We start from the raw sequence: 16398 nt of genomic DNA on the forward strand, positions 1-16398 counted from the left end.
GTTATGAAATGTATAGCCAGCATTTTTATAAAAATAATGCGGTTCTATTTCGGATGGATTTGAATTCTAGGGTAAAGTTTCTGGTTTTTTGTGATCCAAGTCTACATTGTAAATTCTCTATAAATAAATAACTTAAACTGTGAGCACCATCAAATTAAATCTCTGTTTTAGATATTTTTGAGTTAATTTCAACCATTGCATTATTTTTTTATTTTTAAAGTGAAGATTTTAACTTATTGTTTTTAATTAAAAAAATTTATTTCTCTATTTTTTAATCATTTTTCAAGTGTGATCTCAAGCAGAAATTTTAAAATGGAATTAAGTTTTGTTTTTTATGGTGTAGTTTTTTGCTTTGCTCTGGGTTCTAATGTTGTCGAGTGTTTCATGATTTTATTCTGCTATTTAACTTTCTGGGTAAATCTATAAAAAATAGATTTCAACGAGGACGCTGAGATGAAGAAAAAAATGATAACGTCAAACGTAAAAATAAAATCTTTGCTGTTGTTAACTTATTTAGCCACGGGAGTTCCATCTCTCCACGCCGCAGAAACATTACAGGTATGGATACGCGCCAGTAATGATTCCAAGAATATTTATAAAACAGAAGCTGAAACTTTTGAGAAGAAAACCGGCATCAAAATTGAATATTTCAATGCGACAACTGATTTTGAGCAGCGTTTGGCACGAGCTGCAGCGGGTAATGCGCTGCCGGACCTGATTTTCAATGATGCGGTGGCCATTGGGCAGTTTGTCCAACTGGGTATTGTTGAACCCATTGAACCCAAAAATATTATTGGTGGGGAAGATATCTTCGATACCGCTTGGAAGAGTGCCCAATATATTGATGGTAAATATTATGGTGTGCCGACCTCAGCTCAAACCTTTGCTCTATTCATGCGCAAAGACTGGCGGGAAAAGTTGGGCTTAGCACAGCCGAAAAATTGGCAAGAGATCGCTACGCTGGCAAAAGCCTTTACCTTTAATGACCCGGATGGCAACGGCAAAAATGACACTTACGGCTTTATTCTGCCGGGTTCAACCACACGCGGCTATGCCAGTTGGTTTATCAGCTCATATCTGTGGCAAGCTGGTGGTGACTTCATTCGCCCAGCAGGTGAGGGCAAATTTAAAGCCGCATTGGATGAACCTGCTGCCACTGAAACCCTGAGTTTCATGCGTGGCATGGTGTGCGACAAAACAGTACAGCCGGGGGCTATCAATGCCACCACTGCTGATGCCATACCTTCATTCCGTTCCGGTCAAAGTGGCATGTTCTTCTCCGGCCCTTATCACATTGCTCTATTTGATAAAGATCCCGGTAAAGAGGCTTTTGAGGTGATCCCACCACCAACAGGGCCGAAGGGGCAAGCGACGCTGGCTGAAGGCACCACGGTGTTTATGATGAAAAGTAGCCAGAAAAAAGAGGCTGCACAGAAATTTATTGAGTTCATGATCTCACCAGAAGGGCAGCAAATCGGCATGGGTATGGGCAGTAATAATATGCCGGTAGTGCGCTTATCGATTAACAAACAGGTGGATACCAAAGCGGTTTATAACGATCCGCGCTGGGCAATGTTTGCTGATCTGTACGCCGAACATGGCCGCTATATTCCACAAGTGCCTAACTGGACGCCAATTCGTCAGGTGACTGCTGAAGGTTTCAACCGCATCTTAGCCAATTGTGATGGTGATATCGCCGCTGAATTAAAAGCCGTGAATCAGAAGGTCAATGATGAGCTGGCTAAACAGAATGTCTTAGGGCAGTGAGTTAATCATGATAACGCTGAATCCCCGACTAAAACGTAATCTGGTTCCGTGGCTGTTTCTGGCTCCGGCACTGGTCATCTTCACCTGGTTTAAATTCATCCCAATGCTGCAAGGGTTGGTGATGAGCTTCTACAAGGTTAACTTTAACCAGCCAAATGAGTGGGTCGGGTTTGCCAACTTTTCCCGTGCCTTTGGTGATGAAGCGCTGCACTCTGCGGTCTTCAATACCCTGTTATATGTGGTGGTCACCATGGTGGTGGCCGCTTTTATCGCCTTCTTTTTGGCAATGTTGCTAGAGGGGCCGGCACGGCATCTGCGCTTTATTCGTACCGCGATTTTCCTGCCGGCGGTGACCAGTGCGGCGATCGTCGCCGAAATGTGGCGAATTCTATTTAACCCGACTAGTAATGGCGTGGTGAACCACATTCTGTCGTGGTTTAGCATTGAAGCTCAGGGGTTTCTGGCGGATACCGATCAAGCGCTATGGACGGTGATGCTGCTGCATATCTGGAAAGCAGTACCTTACAACATGGTGATCTTTATCGCCGGACTGGTAGGGATTAGCCGTGATTTATATGACGCGTCGAATGTAGACGGCGCCAACTGGTGGAACCGCCTGCGCTATGTGACCTTACCGGGCATGATCCCCGCACTTTCTGTGGTGTTGATGCTGTCATTTATTCGTGGTTTCCGCGTGTTTGCCGAAGTGTATGCCACCACTGGCGGCGGCCCGTCTAATGCGACGGAAATGATCATGACCCATATCTACAAACTGGGCTTTGAGCAGTTTGACTATGGTTATGCGTCAGCGGTCTCTTTCCTGTTATTCGCCTTCACTGTGGTCTTGACGATTTGTCATCTCACCTTGAAAAAGCGCATCGCCCGTTACTAACCCGAGCCGGAGAGTGGTAATGAAAAGTAAAAGTTGGAACAGTATCGGCCGCTGGATAATTTATGGTCTGTTGCTGATGGTTTTTGTTGGTCCGTACTGGGGCATTATGGCGACCGCATTCAGTGGTGCACCGGTGAAACCCGGTGAGCTGCTGGCATGGCCCAATCAGTTCTCATGGGATAACTTTATCTTCGCCTGGATGGATATCGGCGTCTGGCAATATCTGCTGAACTCGATCATCGTGGTGTTCTTTGGCACGGTGTTGCAGGTATCCGTCAGTGCGCTGGCGGCCTATGCGCTGGCACGTAAAAAGTTTGTCGGAGTCTCTCTGACCAGCCTGGTCATTCTGTCGACCATGATGCTGCCGGAAGAGGTGATCGCCATCCCACTGTATATGATCATCAACTGGCAGCTGCCGGTGATCGACACTTCGCTCTACAACAGCTATCTGGGCATGATTTTGCCGGTGGTGGGCTGGGCCTTTTCTATTTTTGTTCTGACCGAGTTTATGGCGGCTATTCCGAAAGAGCTAGAGGAGGCGGCGCGTATTGATGGTGCTAGTGAATGGCAAATCTTCTTCCATGTGATCCTGCCGCTGGTTAAGCCTGCACTGGGTACTGTCGTGACGTTCGGCTTCATCATGATTTGGGACCAATACCTGTTGCCACTGATTGTGGTGAATCAGGACAGTCTGAATACCATTCCGGTGATCCTCGGCACACTACGTACTGACGAGAGCATCACACCAAACATCTTTATTGCCATCACCCTGTTGGCGATGTTGCCGAGCATCATCGTGTATCTGGGTCTGCAAAAACATTTCAATCGCGGGATCATGTCTGGCGCGGTTAAAGGCTAGGGAGAAACAAAATGGGATCGGTTGTACTTAAAAATGTCTGTAAATCTTACGGTGACACCCATGTGATCCGCGATGTATCGCTGGAGATCCCTGACGGTGAGTTCTGTGTGCTGGTCGGCCCGAGCGGCTGCGGAAAATCCACCCTACTGCGCATGATTGCCGGGCTGGAGGAGATCTCAGGCGGCACGGTCGGCATCAATGATATTGATGTCACTGACGTTGAACCCAAGATGCGCGACATCGCCATGGTGTTCCAAAGCTATGCCCTCTATCCGCAGATGACGGTGCGCGAAAACATGGGCTTTGCGCTGAAAATGGCCAAAATGTCCAAAGCGGAGATCAGCAAAAAAGTTGAGTCTACCGCGGAGCTATTGGGCTTACAGGCTTTGCTGGAGCGCCTGCCAAAAGATCTGTCTGGCGGGCAGCGCCAACGGGTTGCCATGGGGCGCGCCATCGTGCGAAATCCGCAAGTATTCTTATTCGATGAACCTTTGTCTAACCTGGATGCTAAATTACGTACTCAGGTGCGCGGTGAGATCCGCGAGTTACATCAACGGCTGAAAACCACCTCCGTGTATGTCACCCATGATCAGATAGAAGCCATGACCATGGGGCAGATGATTGTGGTGCTGCGTGAAGGTCGGATTGAGCAAGTTGGTTCACCGCTCGATCTCTATGATCGACCCGCGAATCTATTTGTCGCCGGGTTTATCGGATCGCCGGAGATCAATCAGTTGAAAGGCACGGTGGTGCAGCAGGGCGGTGAGTTCCTACTGCGATTGGAGGATAGTTCCATGCTGACACTGCCTGTCGGGTTGCAAGTGACCGACGGGCAGAGTGTGGTGTACGCCATTCGTCCGGAGCAGGTCAATGTGGTAGATGCCACTCACAGCGCCAGCGCGCTGAAAGCCACCATTACCGCCATTGAAAATACTGGCTCGGATATGCAGCTATTTTGCCGCACTGGCGGTGGCCGCTTTACCTCGGTATTTAAACAGCGTCTGGCGGTCAATGAAGGGGAAACGGTCTACCTGCAACCTAAACTTGCCGGTATCCACATTTTTGATGCCGCCACTGGCGTGCGGGTTGCCTGTCAGGCCGCATAAAGGAAGTAATGCCCATGACGCCAATAAAAACGTCTGTGACACCAATGAAATTGTACACGCTGGATATAAACTGCCTGATTAAGGCAAAAGCGGTATTACAGCAACCTTTTTCGCCTCTGCAACCGGCATTACGTCGGTTATTAAGTGAAGCTGATGCCTTGCGTGACCAGCAGCCGGAGAGTGTCACGCACAAAACCTTGCTACCGGTCAGTGGTGATATCCACGATTACTACAGTTTTGGCACTTACTGGTGGCCGAATCCACGCAAACCCAACGGGTTGCCCTATGTACGCCGAGACGGCCATACCAATCCGCAAAGCCAGAATGATGACACTGATACACAGCGTATTGTGCGGATGTGCGATCACTGCCTAACCCTCGGATTAGCTTACTATTTTACGGGTAACAGCCGCTATGCACAGGTGGCGGCAGAACAGATCCGTTGCTGGTTTTTAGATGCCAAAACCCGAATGAATCCGCACCTTAATTATGGTCAGGCGATCCCCGGTATTGTCTCTGGTCGTGGGACCGGGTTGATTGATACTCGGCTGATGTGGATGGTCATTGATACTATTGGTTTGATCTTGCCCGCCAAACTATTGGATACCGAAGATACGGCGGTATTGCAGCAGTGGTTCCGCGACTTTAACCACTGGATGTTCCACAGTGAAGTGGGCCATTCCGAATATGTCTGGCATAACAACCACGGCACTTGGTATGACGTGCAGCGTGCAGTCAATGCGATGTTTTACGGCGATCGTGGGTTGGTTTCCACCATTATCCAGCAAGGTATAACTCAGCGCCTGGCGGCGCAGATAGCCCAAGATGGTAAGCAGTGGATGGAACTGGAGCGCACTGTGCCGTTCCACTACTCCCTATTCAATTTAGAGGCGCATCTGCTGCTGTGCCGCTATGGTGAACATGTCGAGATTGAACGTTGGGAGCGGGTGCAAGATGGCCGTAATGTGCAGCAGGGGATAGATTATCTACTGCCGTTTATTGCAGAACCTGAACTGTGGCCTTACCGTGATTTGCGCGGCATCGATTATGACAGCGCATTGCGGCTGCTGTTGCAGGCGGCACGGGGTTACCCGAAAGATGCCAAGCGCTATCAGGCGGTGCTCGCGACTTTCCCAACAGAAACCCTGACATCCCGTGATCGTCTGCTGTGGCAAAGTTGATGTACACTCAAGGCTATTATTAAGCCGGAAGGTGTTGTGACTAATGAGTGCCGTGAACTCGCCTGATGATTTGTCGATAATTATCCGCTTCTTACGCCAGCAGCATGTGCTGACACTGTGCGCTGGCAGCGGTATGGATATGTGGTGCGCCAACTGTTTTTACCTCTTTGATGATGTGCAGATGGCGCTTTATCTCATGACCGAAAAACAGACCCGTCATGGCGAACTGATGCAAGTTAACCCGCAGGTTGTTGGGACTATCGCCACCCAGCCACGCACTGTTGCCCTCATCAAAGGCATTCAATATCGCGGTGAAATTGCTGAGTTAAGTGGCGCTGCCGAACAGAGTGCCCGCCAGCGTTATTGCCGCCGTTTCCCTGTGGCGAAGGTCGCCTCTGCCCCTATTTGGCAGTTGAATCTGCTGGAAATCAAAATGACCAATAACACCCTAGGTTTTGGCAAAAAACTCTATTGGCACGCCCTTCGCCCTTGAAGTTGCCGGGGGTTAGCTTGCTGCCTGGCGGTAACACCAATGATTTTGGGCATAGTTTCATCCATTTTGATGATAACTGGCTGTTTTTCGGTGTGGTGTCATAGTATTTCTGGTATGTATTATCCCTAAGAATTGATTTCGGTGATTGCCTCCAGTGGTTGGGAGGCGCTAGCGCTTTTATTGGGAGGTCAGATGGCGAAGGTATTATTACTGGGGGCAAGTGGCTTGGTGGGGGGCGAATTGCTGCGCCTGCTACGTTTGGATGCCAGAGTGACATCTATCATTGCACCCAGCCGCAAGCCATTGCCTGCCATGAATAAGCTGATCAATCCGCAGGGCGAGAATATCGGCGAACTGCTAAAAACACTGGCTGAACCGGTGGATCTGGTGTTTTGCTGTCTGGGCACCACCCGCAAGCAAGCGGGCAGTCAGGCGGCGTTTCGTCAGGTGGATTATCGACTGGTGCTGACGGCGGGTGAAACCGGTCTGCGCTTGGGGGCACGGCATCTCCTGCTGGTCAGTGCAATGGGGGCCAATGCCAGCTCATGGCTGTTTTATAATCGTACCAAAGGTGAAGCCGAGCGGGATTTGCAGCTTCAGGGCTGGCCACAACTCACCTTTGCCCGACCCTCCATGCTGGCGGGTCAGCGCGCCACACCACGGTTGATGGAGAGTCTCAGCGCGCCGTTGTTTGCGTTATTGCCAGATAAGTGGCGGCTGATTAAGGGTAAAGATGTGGCGCAGGCCATGCTGGATCAGGCTTTCGCGCCACCACACGCAGGTGTGACCATATTATCATCCGCCCAAATGCAAGGTTAATCATGACAGGAGAATCATCTGATTATCATGGGCGACGGCGACTCCGGTGGGGAGTGGGTTATCGAGTAACCACCGATCAAGCTGGTGACTGATGTGGGTCAATAGCATTGCGGTTGGCCGCAATAGGTCAGCGACCGCCAGTGCCATGGTCACGTCATTGTGATTGCGTGGCGGCGGGATCTGTGGCGGATGGCTGCAATCCATCACCAGTAAATCAATGTTTTTACTGGCAAGAAATAGTGCGCTGTCGGCGGGTAGCCCGATGGTGTCGGTCAGATAAGCAATGGTGCGATTGTGACTTTGCAGCAAGTAGCCGAAGGTGATTTTGGAGTGATTTAGCGGCACCGGAGTCACCCGCAGTTGACCGAATCGAACCCCATGAAATGGCTGTAATGGCGGCTGAAAGGCCAGTATTCCGGGGTGTTTATACAGGTCATCACAGCCGTCTGGATCTGGCGGCCCATAGACTGGGATCGAATTTCCGCACCCCCAACGTAATGGAAATAGCCCCTGAACGTGATCCATGTGGTAATGTGTAAGCAAAAAACGCTGAATTTCCCCCGCAGCAAACTGCTGATTTAGAGTCGGCAATCCCGCATCAATTAAGCTGGTTTCCCCCTGATAGCGCACCATGGCACTGCAAGCTTTACGGCCCAATGCGGGTTGCGCTCTGGCGTTGACGCAAATCACGCAGTCGCAACCAAAGACGGGCACCTGCTGGGCGCATCCCGTGCCTAACAATGTCAGCTCCATTTTTGACCTCCAATGTCGTTATCTGTGGTGGGATGAGTGGCCAGCAATTGTTGCAACTGCCCTAGGGTATGGTGCAGTTCGCCATCATTGCAAAGCCGCAAGCAGTTAACCGGCAACTGCTGCTGATAGTGCTGCGCCCGTTGTAAGCGCTCACTAATTTGCTCACTGTTTTCTCGCCCGCGCTGCTGCAATCGTTGCGCCAGAGTGGCGGGTGAGACGGTCAGACACAGTGGTAGCAGTTGACCGGGATAGCGCCGCTCAACCTCAGGTAAATAAGCTCGGGAGCCATTGACCATCACATCCAGCCCGTGCTGCAACCAGAGATCGATCTCAATACCCACCCCATAGCGGTATTGATGCGCCTGCCAATGCAGGGCGAACAATCCCTGCTCTACCCGCTGGAGAAACTCTTGTTCACTCAGCGCGATATGATTTTCCGCGCCAGCATGGGCCTCGCGGGTGATATAGCGGTGAGCGACGATAATATTTGCCGGTTTTGCCGCCCGCAGCGCCGACAACAGGCAATCCTTTCCTGCGCCAGATGCGCCCATTAGATAGATTAAGCGCGCCATCAGAACACCTGTATCCCCTGACGCCAGACGTTTTGCACATAAATATGCCTCCCCTGCGAGCCATGGTGCTCACGTGCCAGAAGCAAATCAGCCCGTTTCCCCTCGGCAATCACGCCACGATCTTCCAGCCCCAGTGCGCGGGCGGGGTTGCGGGTCACCAAATTAACTGCTTGCGGCAAGTTAAAGTCATTACTCGTATCCTGCGCGATGCGAAATGCCGCATCCAGCAAGCTGGCCGGGTAATAATCAGAGGATAAGATATCCAATACGCCCAGTGCGGCCAGTTGGTGCGCGGCGACATTACCGGAGTGGGAACCGCCACGGACAATATTCGGCGCGCCCATCAAGACTTGCAGGCCCTGCTGATGGGAGGCGCTGGCGGCCGCCTCGGTGGTCGGGAACTCGGCAATTACCGTGCCCAGCGCCTGAGATTCCGCCACATGCTCGGCGGTTGCATCATCATGGCTGGCGAGCGGGATGCCCAACTGACGACACCGCGCCGCAATGGCGGTTCGGTTTGGCGTGGACCAACGTGCCGACAGTGTGACTTGCTCCTCTTCGAATTCAGCCATTTGCTGATCGCTAAGGTGATATTTTCCCTGATAATATTCACGATATTTTGCCCGAGAGGCGAACTGGCGCTGGCCCGGCGAGTGATCCATCAGCGACACCAATGATAGCTCCGGCTGCAACATCAACTCTTCAAACAGCGGCAGGGTGCTCTCATGGGGTAATTCACAGCGCAAATGAATTCGGTGTTCAGCGCGGTTTAGCCCTGCCCGCTGACTCTCCACCACCGCATTAATCATTTTTTGCAGGTTATCCAGCCGATGACCGCCGTCGCGTACATCACCGACGGCGACGGCATCCAGTACCGTGGTGATCCCGCAGGAGATCATCAGCGCGTCATGACTGCTCATCGCCGAATGGGCGGGCCAATCGACATTGGGCCGTGGGGTGAAAAATTTGTCCAAATTATCGGTATGCAGCTCGATCAACCCCGGCAGCAGCCAGCCATTTTGTCCATCTATCGCCGCTGAAAGTTGAGTCGGGCGATCACTGTAACTGCTGATCTCACCATTTTTAATTTCCAGTGATCCGCTGACCACCTGATCTTCCAGAATGAGATTGACGTTATTGAGGATCATGCTGGGATCTCCGTGCTGATATGAGAGGGGGGCGGCGTCATGATCAGTAAGCGGTCACTGACATGATTGCGCACGTTTTCATCATGAAAAATCCCAACAATGGCGGCACCTCGCCGCTTGGCCTCATCAATCAGGCTCACCACGGCGGCGCTGTTGCTGCTGTCCAGTGATGCTGTTGGCTCATCTAACAGCAAAATGGGGTAATCCACGATAAAGCCACGGGCGATATTGACCCGCTGCTGCTCCCCACCGGAAAAGGTCGAGGGCGCCAGATCCCACAGCCGTGGTGGGACATTCAGGCGCGTGAGCAGATCTTGCGCCCGCTGTTGGCAGGTCGGGCGATCGACGCCCAACTCCAGCAGCGGTTGCATCACCAGATTCAAAGCGCTGATCCGGGGGATCACCCGCAAGAACTGGCTGACCCAACCCAGGGTATGACGGCGCACTGCCATGATCTGCCGTGCCTCGGCTGCCACCATATCCAGCCACTCCCCCTGATGTTTGACCCAAATATGGCCGCTGTCAGGGAGATAGTTGGCATATAAAGAGCGTAGCAGAGTAGATTTGCCGCTGCCTGAGTGGCCGTGCAACACCACACATTCGCCACTGTTGACCTCAAGGGCGGTGTGATGCAGTACCGGCAGACGAATCCCGTGCTGCTGGTGCAGCACGAAGGTTTTACTGAGATTTTCGACTTTGAGTTGTAGCTGATTCATGGTGAGTTCTCGTGGTTGTTTTTTTGTGTGCTGTTGTTTAGATCCGGTGATTGTTTCGCTTGCCGACTGTTCGAATCGGGGCTGACTCGCTCCCAGCTCGACAGCCCCTTTCGCCGCGTCCATGCGGCTCATTCGGTCTGCAATCTTGGTCGGTAATATTTCCGATTGCGCTTTAAGGTCAAAATCAAGGTCAAAATCAAAAATCAAAAGCCAAGAAAATCAGTTGGATCAGTTTTGCAGCACTGATGAGACGAGTAGCTGGGTATAGGGGTGGTGGGGGTCGTCCAGTACCCGGTCGGTGAGGCCGCTTTCGATAACCAGGCCCTCTTTCATCACCAACAGGCGGTGCGCCAGTAGGCGGGCGACGCCGAGGTCATGGGTGACAATCACCACGGCGAGCTGCATCTCTACCACCAGATTGCGCAGTAAATCCAGCAGCCGCGCCTGTACCGAGACGTCCAGCCCGCCAGTGGGTTCGTCCATAAACACCAGTTTCGGATGGGTCACCAAATTACGGGCAATTTGTAGCCGCTGTTGCATACCGCCGGAGAAGGTGGTGGGGAGATCATCCAGACGGGATAAGGGGATCTCGACATCCTCCAGCCAGCGGCCTGCCTGTTGGCGAATCTCGCCGTAATGGCGCTGGCCGATAGCCATTAAGCGCTCGCCGATATTGCCGCCTGCCGAGACTTGTGGCCGCAAACCCTCTAGCGGGTGCTGATGCACCACGCCCCATTCGGTGCGCAGTAAACGGCGGCGCTGACTCTCGGCCATCTGATATAAATCAACCGGTTGCTGGGCGTCAGGGCGGTAAATAATCTGCCCCTGCTGCGGGGCTAGCCGCGCTGAAATGGATTTTAGCAGTGTGGTTTTCCCCGAGCCAGACTCACCGACGATCCCCAACACTTCGCCGGGATAGAGCTGGAAAGAGACGTCGCTGAATCCCTTACCCGGCGCATACAGATGGGTGAGATTCTCCACCGATAACAGCGGATGGGGGGCGGAAACTGAGGGTGCAGAGATCATCGGGTGTTTACCTCGTGGGTCAGGCTATCTTGTGCGGCTATCTGCGCCAGTTGCTGCTGGCAGAAATCAGTATCCGAGCAAACAAACATCCGGCTGCCCTGATCGTCTATCACCACCTCATCGAGATAACTGTGACGCGATCCACACAGGGCGCAGGGGTGATCCCACTGCTGCACGGTGAAGGGGTGATCGTCGAAATCCAGACTCTCCACCTTGGTAAATGGCGGCAGGGCATACAGGCGCTTCTCGCGACCAGCGCCGAACAGTTGCAGGGCGGGCATCATATGCATTTTGGGATTATCAAATTTCGGGATCGGCGAGGGGTCCATGACGTAGCGATCATTCACTTTCACCGGATAGGCGTAGGTGGTGGCGATATGACCGTAGCGGGCGATATCTTCATACAGCTTCACCTGCATCACGCCGTACTCCTCCAGCGCATGCATTTTGCGGGTTTCGCTCTCCCGTGGTTCGATAAAGCGCAGCGGCTCAGGGATCGGCACTTGGTAGATCAGGATCTGATCTGCGGTGAGCGGCGTTTCTGGAATGCGGTGGCGAGTCTGGATCAGTGTGGCGTCGGTGGTTTTTTCCGTGGTTGCCACACCGCTGACCCGCTGGAAGAAGCGGCGGATCGACACCGCATTGGTGGTGTCATCCGCCCCCTGATCAATCACTTTCAGCACGTCCGAGCGGCCAATTAAGCAGGCGGTCAGTTGAATGCCGCCAGTGCCCCAGCCATAAGGCATCGGCATCTCCCGCCCGGCAAACGGCACCTGATAACCGGGGATCGCCACCGCTTTTAGCAGCGCGCGGCGCAATGTCCGCTTGGTCTGCTCATCCAGATAACCCAGATTGTAACCGGTGAGAACCTCAGTCATGGTGCGGCTCCTGTGTTTGGGCGGGTTCAGCAGAGGAGAAGTGCTCACGGCGCAGGCGCTTTAGCAGCTCCAGCTCAGCTTGAAAATCGACGTAATGGGGCAGCTTGAGGTGCGAGACAAAACCAGCGGCCTCGACGTTATCGGCGTGGGCGAGCACGAACTCCTCATCCTGCGCCGGACTGGTGACTTTTTCGTCATATTCGCGGCTTTGCAGGGCGCGATCCATCAGCGCCATCGACATCGCTTTGCGTTCGCCGCGACCAAAGACCAACCCGTAACCGCGGGTAAAGTGTGGCGGTTCTGCCGCCGGATCGACAAAGCCATTGACCATTTCACACTCGGTCAGCAGGATCTCGCCGATATCGATAGCAAATCCCAGCTCTTCCGGCTGGATGGAGATGGTCAGGTCACCGGTACGTATTTCGGCGGCAAACGGGTGGGTGCGACCATAACCGCGCTGAGTGGAGTAGCCCAGCGCCAGCAGAAAACCTTCGTCGCCCCGCACCAACTGTTGCAGCCGCGCCGAACGACCGCAGGGGTAAACTGGCGGGTGACGAGTGATATCCTCCGGCGGTGTGCCGTCATCTTGCTCCGGATGTGCTAACTGCTCTTGCGCCAGTAAATCAAATACATGGGCGCAGTTATCCGGCAGTAAATCATCCGGCACTGCTTCGCGGCCACGGGGGGAGTAGGGGCATCACCGGAGGCCAGCAGAGTAAAATCCAGCAGCCGATGGGTGTAATCGTAGGTCGGGCCGAGCACCTGCCCGCCGGGTAGGTCTTTGTAAATGGCGGAAATGCGTCGCTCCAGCCGCATGTTCTCAGTCGCCAGTGGCAGGCTTATCGCGAGACGTGGCAAGGTGGTGCGATAGGCGCGTAGCAAGAAGATGGCTTCAACCAGATCGCCGCTGGCCTGCTTAATCGCCAGGGCGGCCAGGTCGCGATCATAGATGCCCCCTTCGGTCATCACCCGATCGACTGCCAGCCCCAGCTGTTGCTCGATCTGCTCGCAATCGATCGCCGGGATCTGGGTGTCGCCGCGCCGCTGGTGTTCCAGCAATTGATGGGCTGCCGCAATGGCTTTTTCGCCCCCTTTGACTGCAACGTACATCAGCACACCTCCACATGGGTGGTTCGTGGGATCGCCATCAGGCTCTCACCACAGGTAAACAGAAAATCGATACCCGCAGGGAAGGCGGCGGGGCGATTAAGCAGATAATTCAGCACGGCAGCGGGCAGTTGCGGTGCGACCATGCGGCTGTGTTCAATGCCCGGCCCGCGCAGACGTAATGCTATGCCGTGGTGCAAGCTGCCGGTTTGAATCACCACTGTGGTGGCGTCTTCTGGCGAGAGTTCATCACCCGCTGGACAGGCGGCCAATTGCTCCGCCGTGACCGCCTCGCCAAATAGAGCAAAACTGGACGTAGCACTGCTTGCCGTCAGCGGCGCACCGGTATGGAAGCGCAGATTGTGTTGCACCTCAGCACTGCTTAGCGCGGCGTCCAGATAGAGCGGGGTCTCCTGATCCGCCAGTGTCAGTAGCAGACTGGTGGTGGCGGGATTCAGCGGCTGCCAACCGGAGAGCGGGGGCAGCGCGACTAACACTCCAGGTTCGCTCAACGCCTTGAGAAGGCGGCGAAAAGTGTGCTGAGCATCGTCAACCGGATGGTCAAAATGGCTGAATATGCGCATCAATCTTCACCTCGCACTAAGGTGAAAAAATCCACTTTGCTGGCGGCAATAGCGCGGGCGCGAAGCTGTCGGCGCTCTTGTTGCGCCGCTGCCAGTGGGTAAATCACCGTGCTCAGCAGCAACTCATTCAGCCCGGCCGGCTTGCCGTGGGCGGTGGATGGATCTCTGTTGAGGGTAGAGAGTTGCAGCAAGGCATCCAGCAGCGCACAAAGTTCGGCATGGGATTTGTTGCGCCCGGCAATGTAGCTGTAGCCATAAATATCGGGAGTGCCATTCAACATGATGACCGCGCGGGTAATGGTCATATCGCCGAGAATAAAGCGGCGGCCAGTGGCCCCCATTCTGGCCTGCAATTGGTTTAAGCCAATCTCTGGCGCACGGATCACTTGATACACGGGAGAGAGATTCAGCGGCTGCCAGTGGGCGAGAAGCTCAGCCGGTTGGCTGTGTGCCAGCACTGACATCCAGCGCTGCCGGGTGGTTGAGGTGCTTTCCATTCAGTGCTCCATGGTCAGTTCAATCATGTCTGCGCGGGTCAGACTGACGGAGTATTCCGCCACCTGTTGGCTAGCGACACAGATATTTAAGGTGCGCACACACAGCAAGGGTGCATGGGTGGCAATCTCCAGCAAGCGGCTCTCTTTGGCCTGTGCGCGACGGGCGCTGATACGTGTCTGGCTGCGGCTTAGTGGTTGTTGCAGGTGCTGGCTGATGAATTGATGTAGCGAGCCGGAGTTGAACTGTTGCAGCGCGGGCCACCAAGTGAGGTCTGGCAGATAGTGATCGATCACACAGACGGGCACGCCATTGACCCGCCGCAAGGTGCGTAAGTGGATCACTTGCGCGCCCTCTTCCAGCGAGAGTGCTTTGGCGACATGCTCGACACAAGGGCGTAAGACCGCTAGTAAGCGCTCACTGGTGGGGTCACTACCCTGATCCAGCAGGTTTTGGCTAAAGCGCGCATTGGCATGCAGCGGATAGTCATATGGGCGCATCAATACCAGAATACCGATACCCTGACGGCGTTGCAGCCAGCCGCGCTCAACCAATTGATCGACGGCACGGCGCAGAGTATGGCGATTAACCTGATAATGATCAGCCAGTTGCTGCTCGGGAGGCAGGTAATCGCCACAGCGATAGTTGCCGCGAAGCTCTTGTTCTAACTGGGCCGCAATCTGTTGATAGCGGGTAGGGAAACTGGTCGGTGGTCTAGATAAGTGCATGGCAGATATATCCTCTCTCAGCACAATCACCACTGACGGCCAGACAAACTGAAGCAGCAGAAAGAGTCAAACAGACAGGCAGTGGGGTGATTGTCATGGCGATAACCGGTAAGTGAACTCACCGCTATGCTGGCTTTTTTTCATGACAGTAGGGTTAAGCTGAGATGGCGGAACGGTGAACTTTTGGTGTGATAAAAATGCGCTGTTTATATGAAAAAGATTTATCGCATTATCAATGCTTATTTTCCCTCTGATAATTTCGCCAATGGCACATTAAAAATAGAGATCAATTCCTGGGCGTAAACTATCAGCAATATTTAGGCGGTAATGGATTATTGCTGCAAACGCGTGGCAGTTATTATAAGCAGGACCCGAAAGATTATACGGATTTACTGACATTCTATCCGCAGCTATTACATTAGCCGACCCGCACTGAGCGGAGGCAATATACCGGCAGTGTGGTATTGAGCTATCTGACCGGTGATGGTGCTTATCTGATAGATGAAAAATGGCGCTTAAGTGCAGCAGCAGAAGGTGATTGGTCTGACAATGATTTGCCGCAAGCCGAGCATGTCACCTTTGGCGGGTTGCGGTTTGGTCGTGGTTATCCAGATAGCGAGGCTACGGGGGATTATGGCTACGGTGGGCGTGACTTTAGGTGACAACAAACACTATTCGCTATCACTGGAAGGGGCGAGGCCGATTGGCGACCTGCCCAGTGATAGTTCACGCCGTGACTGGCGCTTTAATGCGACTTTAACCTATAACTTTGCGAATTAATTTAATGGCTTATAGATAGGTCAGACTATCTAACGTAGGTGGTGAATCACCTGATTGCCGCTGCCGCGCCAGATAAGTGAGGGATCTTTCAGATCCTGCACGAATTTACCGTCGACCAGCACGTTAATTAAATCAACCACTTGCTGTTGATCGTCTGTCAGCTCGGCGAGTGTATAACCGGTCCAGACCCAGATATCTTTGCCGTCGCACTCGTCACGCACCCGCTTTACCAGTTGCAGGATAGCGGACAAATTTTGCGGATGCAGTGGATCGCCGCCAGAGAGGGATAGCCCCTGGCGCGAAATGCGGGAGTCATTCAGATCTGCGATGATCCTATCCTCCATTGCTGTGGTAAACGGCTTACCCGAATTAAGCCGCCAGGTACTTTTGTTATAGCAGCCGACACATTCGTGCACGCAGCCGGAGACGAACAGCGTGCAGCGAGTGCCGGGGCCATTAATGACATCGACCGGGTAGTATTGATGGTAATTGAT

The 16398-nt window shown here is 53.3% G+C and carries 17 protein-coding genes and 2 pseudogenes; 8 read left to right on the forward strand and 11 right to left on the reverse strand.

Going from position 1 to position 16398, the window contains the following annotated elements; genetic code table 11:
- The first annotated feature begins 453 nt into the window (after positions 1-453).
- From HRK25_RS08670 to HRK25_RS08700, 7 genes are all read left to right on the forward strand, one after another.
- Entirely contained in the window at positions 454-1767 is a 1314-nt protein-coding gene (locus HRK25_RS08670) for an ABC transporter substrate-binding protein (RefSeq protein ID WP_005272563.1), read from the forward strand.
- A 7-nt stretch (positions 1768-1774) separates the two neighbouring features.
- Entirely contained in the window at positions 1775-2659 is an 885-nt protein-coding gene (locus HRK25_RS08675; protein WP_005272561.1) for a carbohydrate ABC transporter permease, read from the forward strand.
- Positions 2660-2678: 19 nt separating this feature from the next.
- Positions 2679-3518, forward strand: coding sequence for a carbohydrate ABC transporter permease (locus HRK25_RS08680; RefSeq protein WP_032897101.1), 840 nt, complete (start codon positions 2679-2681; stop codon positions 3516-3518).
- Positions 3519-3529: 11 nt separating this feature from the next.
- Positions 3530-4624, forward strand: a complete 1095-nt coding sequence (locus HRK25_RS08685; RefSeq protein ID WP_005272559.1) for an ABC transporter ATP-binding protein — start codon at positions 3530-3532, stop codon at positions 4622-4624.
- Between the two features lie 14 nt (positions 4625-4638).
- Positions 4639-5805 (forward strand): alginate lyase family protein, encoded by a 1167-nt coding sequence (locus tag HRK25_RS08690; RefSeq protein ID WP_032897099.1) that lies wholly within the window; start codon positions 4639-4641, stop codon positions 5803-5805.
- 43 nt (positions 5806-5848) lie between these two features.
- Positions 5849-6298 (forward strand): YhbP family protein, encoded by a 450-nt coding sequence (locus tag HRK25_RS08695; RefSeq protein ID WP_005272557.1) that lies wholly within the window; start codon positions 5849-5851, stop codon positions 6296-6298.
- Positions 6299-6490: 192 nt separating this feature from the next.
- Positions 6491-7117 (forward strand): Rossmann-fold NAD(P)-binding domain-containing protein, encoded by a 627-nt coding sequence (locus tag HRK25_RS08700; protein ID WP_032897167.1) that lies wholly within the window; start codon positions 6491-6493, stop codon positions 7115-7117.
- Here HRK25_RS08700 and phnP read toward each other — a convergent pair whose 3' ends face one another.
- The 10 genes and pseudogenes from phnP to phnF all read right to left on the reverse strand — a co-directional run bounded on the left by phnP (position 7118) and on the right by phnF (position 15124).
- On the reverse strand, positions 7118-7870 hold the full coding sequence (gene phnP / locus HRK25_RS08705; RefSeq protein ID WP_032897097.1) for a phosphonate metabolism protein PhnP: 753 nt from the start codon (positions 7868-7870) through the stop codon (positions 7118-7120). It abuts the gene before it with no gap.
- Positions 7861-8442 (reverse strand): ribose 1,5-bisphosphokinase, encoded by a 582-nt coding sequence (phnN, locus tag HRK25_RS08710; protein ID WP_032897095.1) that lies wholly within the window; start codon positions 8440-8442, stop codon positions 7861-7863. The genes phnP and phnN overlap by 10 nt, the downstream gene beginning before the upstream one ends.
- On the reverse strand, positions 8442-9590 hold the full coding sequence (gene phnM / locus HRK25_RS08715) for an alpha-D-ribose 1-methylphosphonate 5-triphosphate diphosphatase (protein ID WP_032897093.1): 1149 nt from the start codon (positions 9588-9590) through the stop codon (positions 8442-8444). Before phnM ends, phnN begins: the two co-directional genes overlap by 1 nt.
- The gene (phnL, locus tag HRK25_RS08720) at positions 9587-10306 is read right to left on the reverse strand and encodes a phosphonate C-P lyase system protein PhnL (RefSeq protein WP_032897165.1); all 720 of its coding nucleotides are present in this window, start codon (positions 10304-10306) and stop codon (positions 9587-9589) included. Before phnL ends, phnM begins: the two co-directional genes overlap by 4 nt.
- A 228-nt stretch (positions 10307-10534) precedes the next feature.
- On the reverse strand, positions 10535-11332 hold the full coding sequence (phnK, locus tag HRK25_RS08725) for a phosphonate C-P lyase system protein PhnK (RefSeq protein ID WP_032897091.1): 798 nt from the start codon (positions 11330-11332) through the stop codon (positions 10535-10537).
- Positions 11329-12210, reverse strand: a complete 882-nt coding sequence (locus HRK25_RS08730) for an alpha-D-ribose 1-methylphosphonate 5-phosphate C-P-lyase PhnJ (protein ID WP_032897089.1) — start codon at positions 12208-12210, stop codon at positions 11329-11331. The genes phnK and HRK25_RS08730 overlap by 4 nt, the downstream gene beginning before the upstream one ends.
- Positions 12203-13320 (reverse strand): annotated as a pseudogene (locus HRK25_RS08735) (carbon-phosphorus lyase complex subunit). The gene HRK25_RS08730 and the pseudogene HRK25_RS08735 overlap by 8 nt, the downstream one beginning before the upstream one ends.
- Positions 13320-13901, reverse strand: a complete 582-nt coding sequence (phnH, locus tag HRK25_RS08740) for a phosphonate C-P lyase system protein PhnH (protein WP_032897087.1) — start codon at positions 13899-13901, stop codon at positions 13320-13322. Before phnH ends, HRK25_RS08735 begins: the two are co-directional and overlap by 1 nt.
- Positions 13901-14398 (reverse strand): phosphonate C-P lyase system protein PhnG, encoded by a 498-nt coding sequence (gene phnG, locus HRK25_RS08745; RefSeq protein ID WP_032897085.1) that lies wholly within the window; start codon positions 14396-14398, stop codon positions 13901-13903. Before phnG ends, phnH begins: the two co-directional genes overlap by 1 nt.
- Positions 14399-15124 (reverse strand): phosphonate metabolism transcriptional regulator PhnF, encoded by a 726-nt coding sequence (phnF, locus tag HRK25_RS08750; protein ID WP_032897083.1) that lies wholly within the window; start codon positions 15122-15124, stop codon positions 14399-14401.
- A 275-nt stretch (positions 15125-15399) separates the two neighbouring features.
- Here phnF and HRK25_RS08755 point away from each other — a divergent pair.
- Positions 15400-15904 (forward strand): annotated as a pseudogene (locus tag HRK25_RS08755) (hypothetical protein); the annotation flags it as partial.
- 29 nt (positions 15905-15933) lie between these two features.
- Here the strand turns inward: HRK25_RS08755 and nrdG are convergent.
- Positions 15934-16398: an anaerobic ribonucleoside-triphosphate reductase-activating protein gene (gene nrdG / locus HRK25_RS08760; protein WP_032897163.1), complete on the reverse strand. Its 465-nt coding sequence runs from the start codon at positions 16396-16398 to the stop codon at positions 15934-15936.

The organism is Yersinia bercovieri ATCC 43970 (genome assembly GCF_013282745.1).
In the GTDB taxonomy this organism is placed as follows: Bacteria; Pseudomonadota; Gammaproteobacteria; order Enterobacterales; family Enterobacteriaceae; genus Yersinia; species Yersinia bercovieri.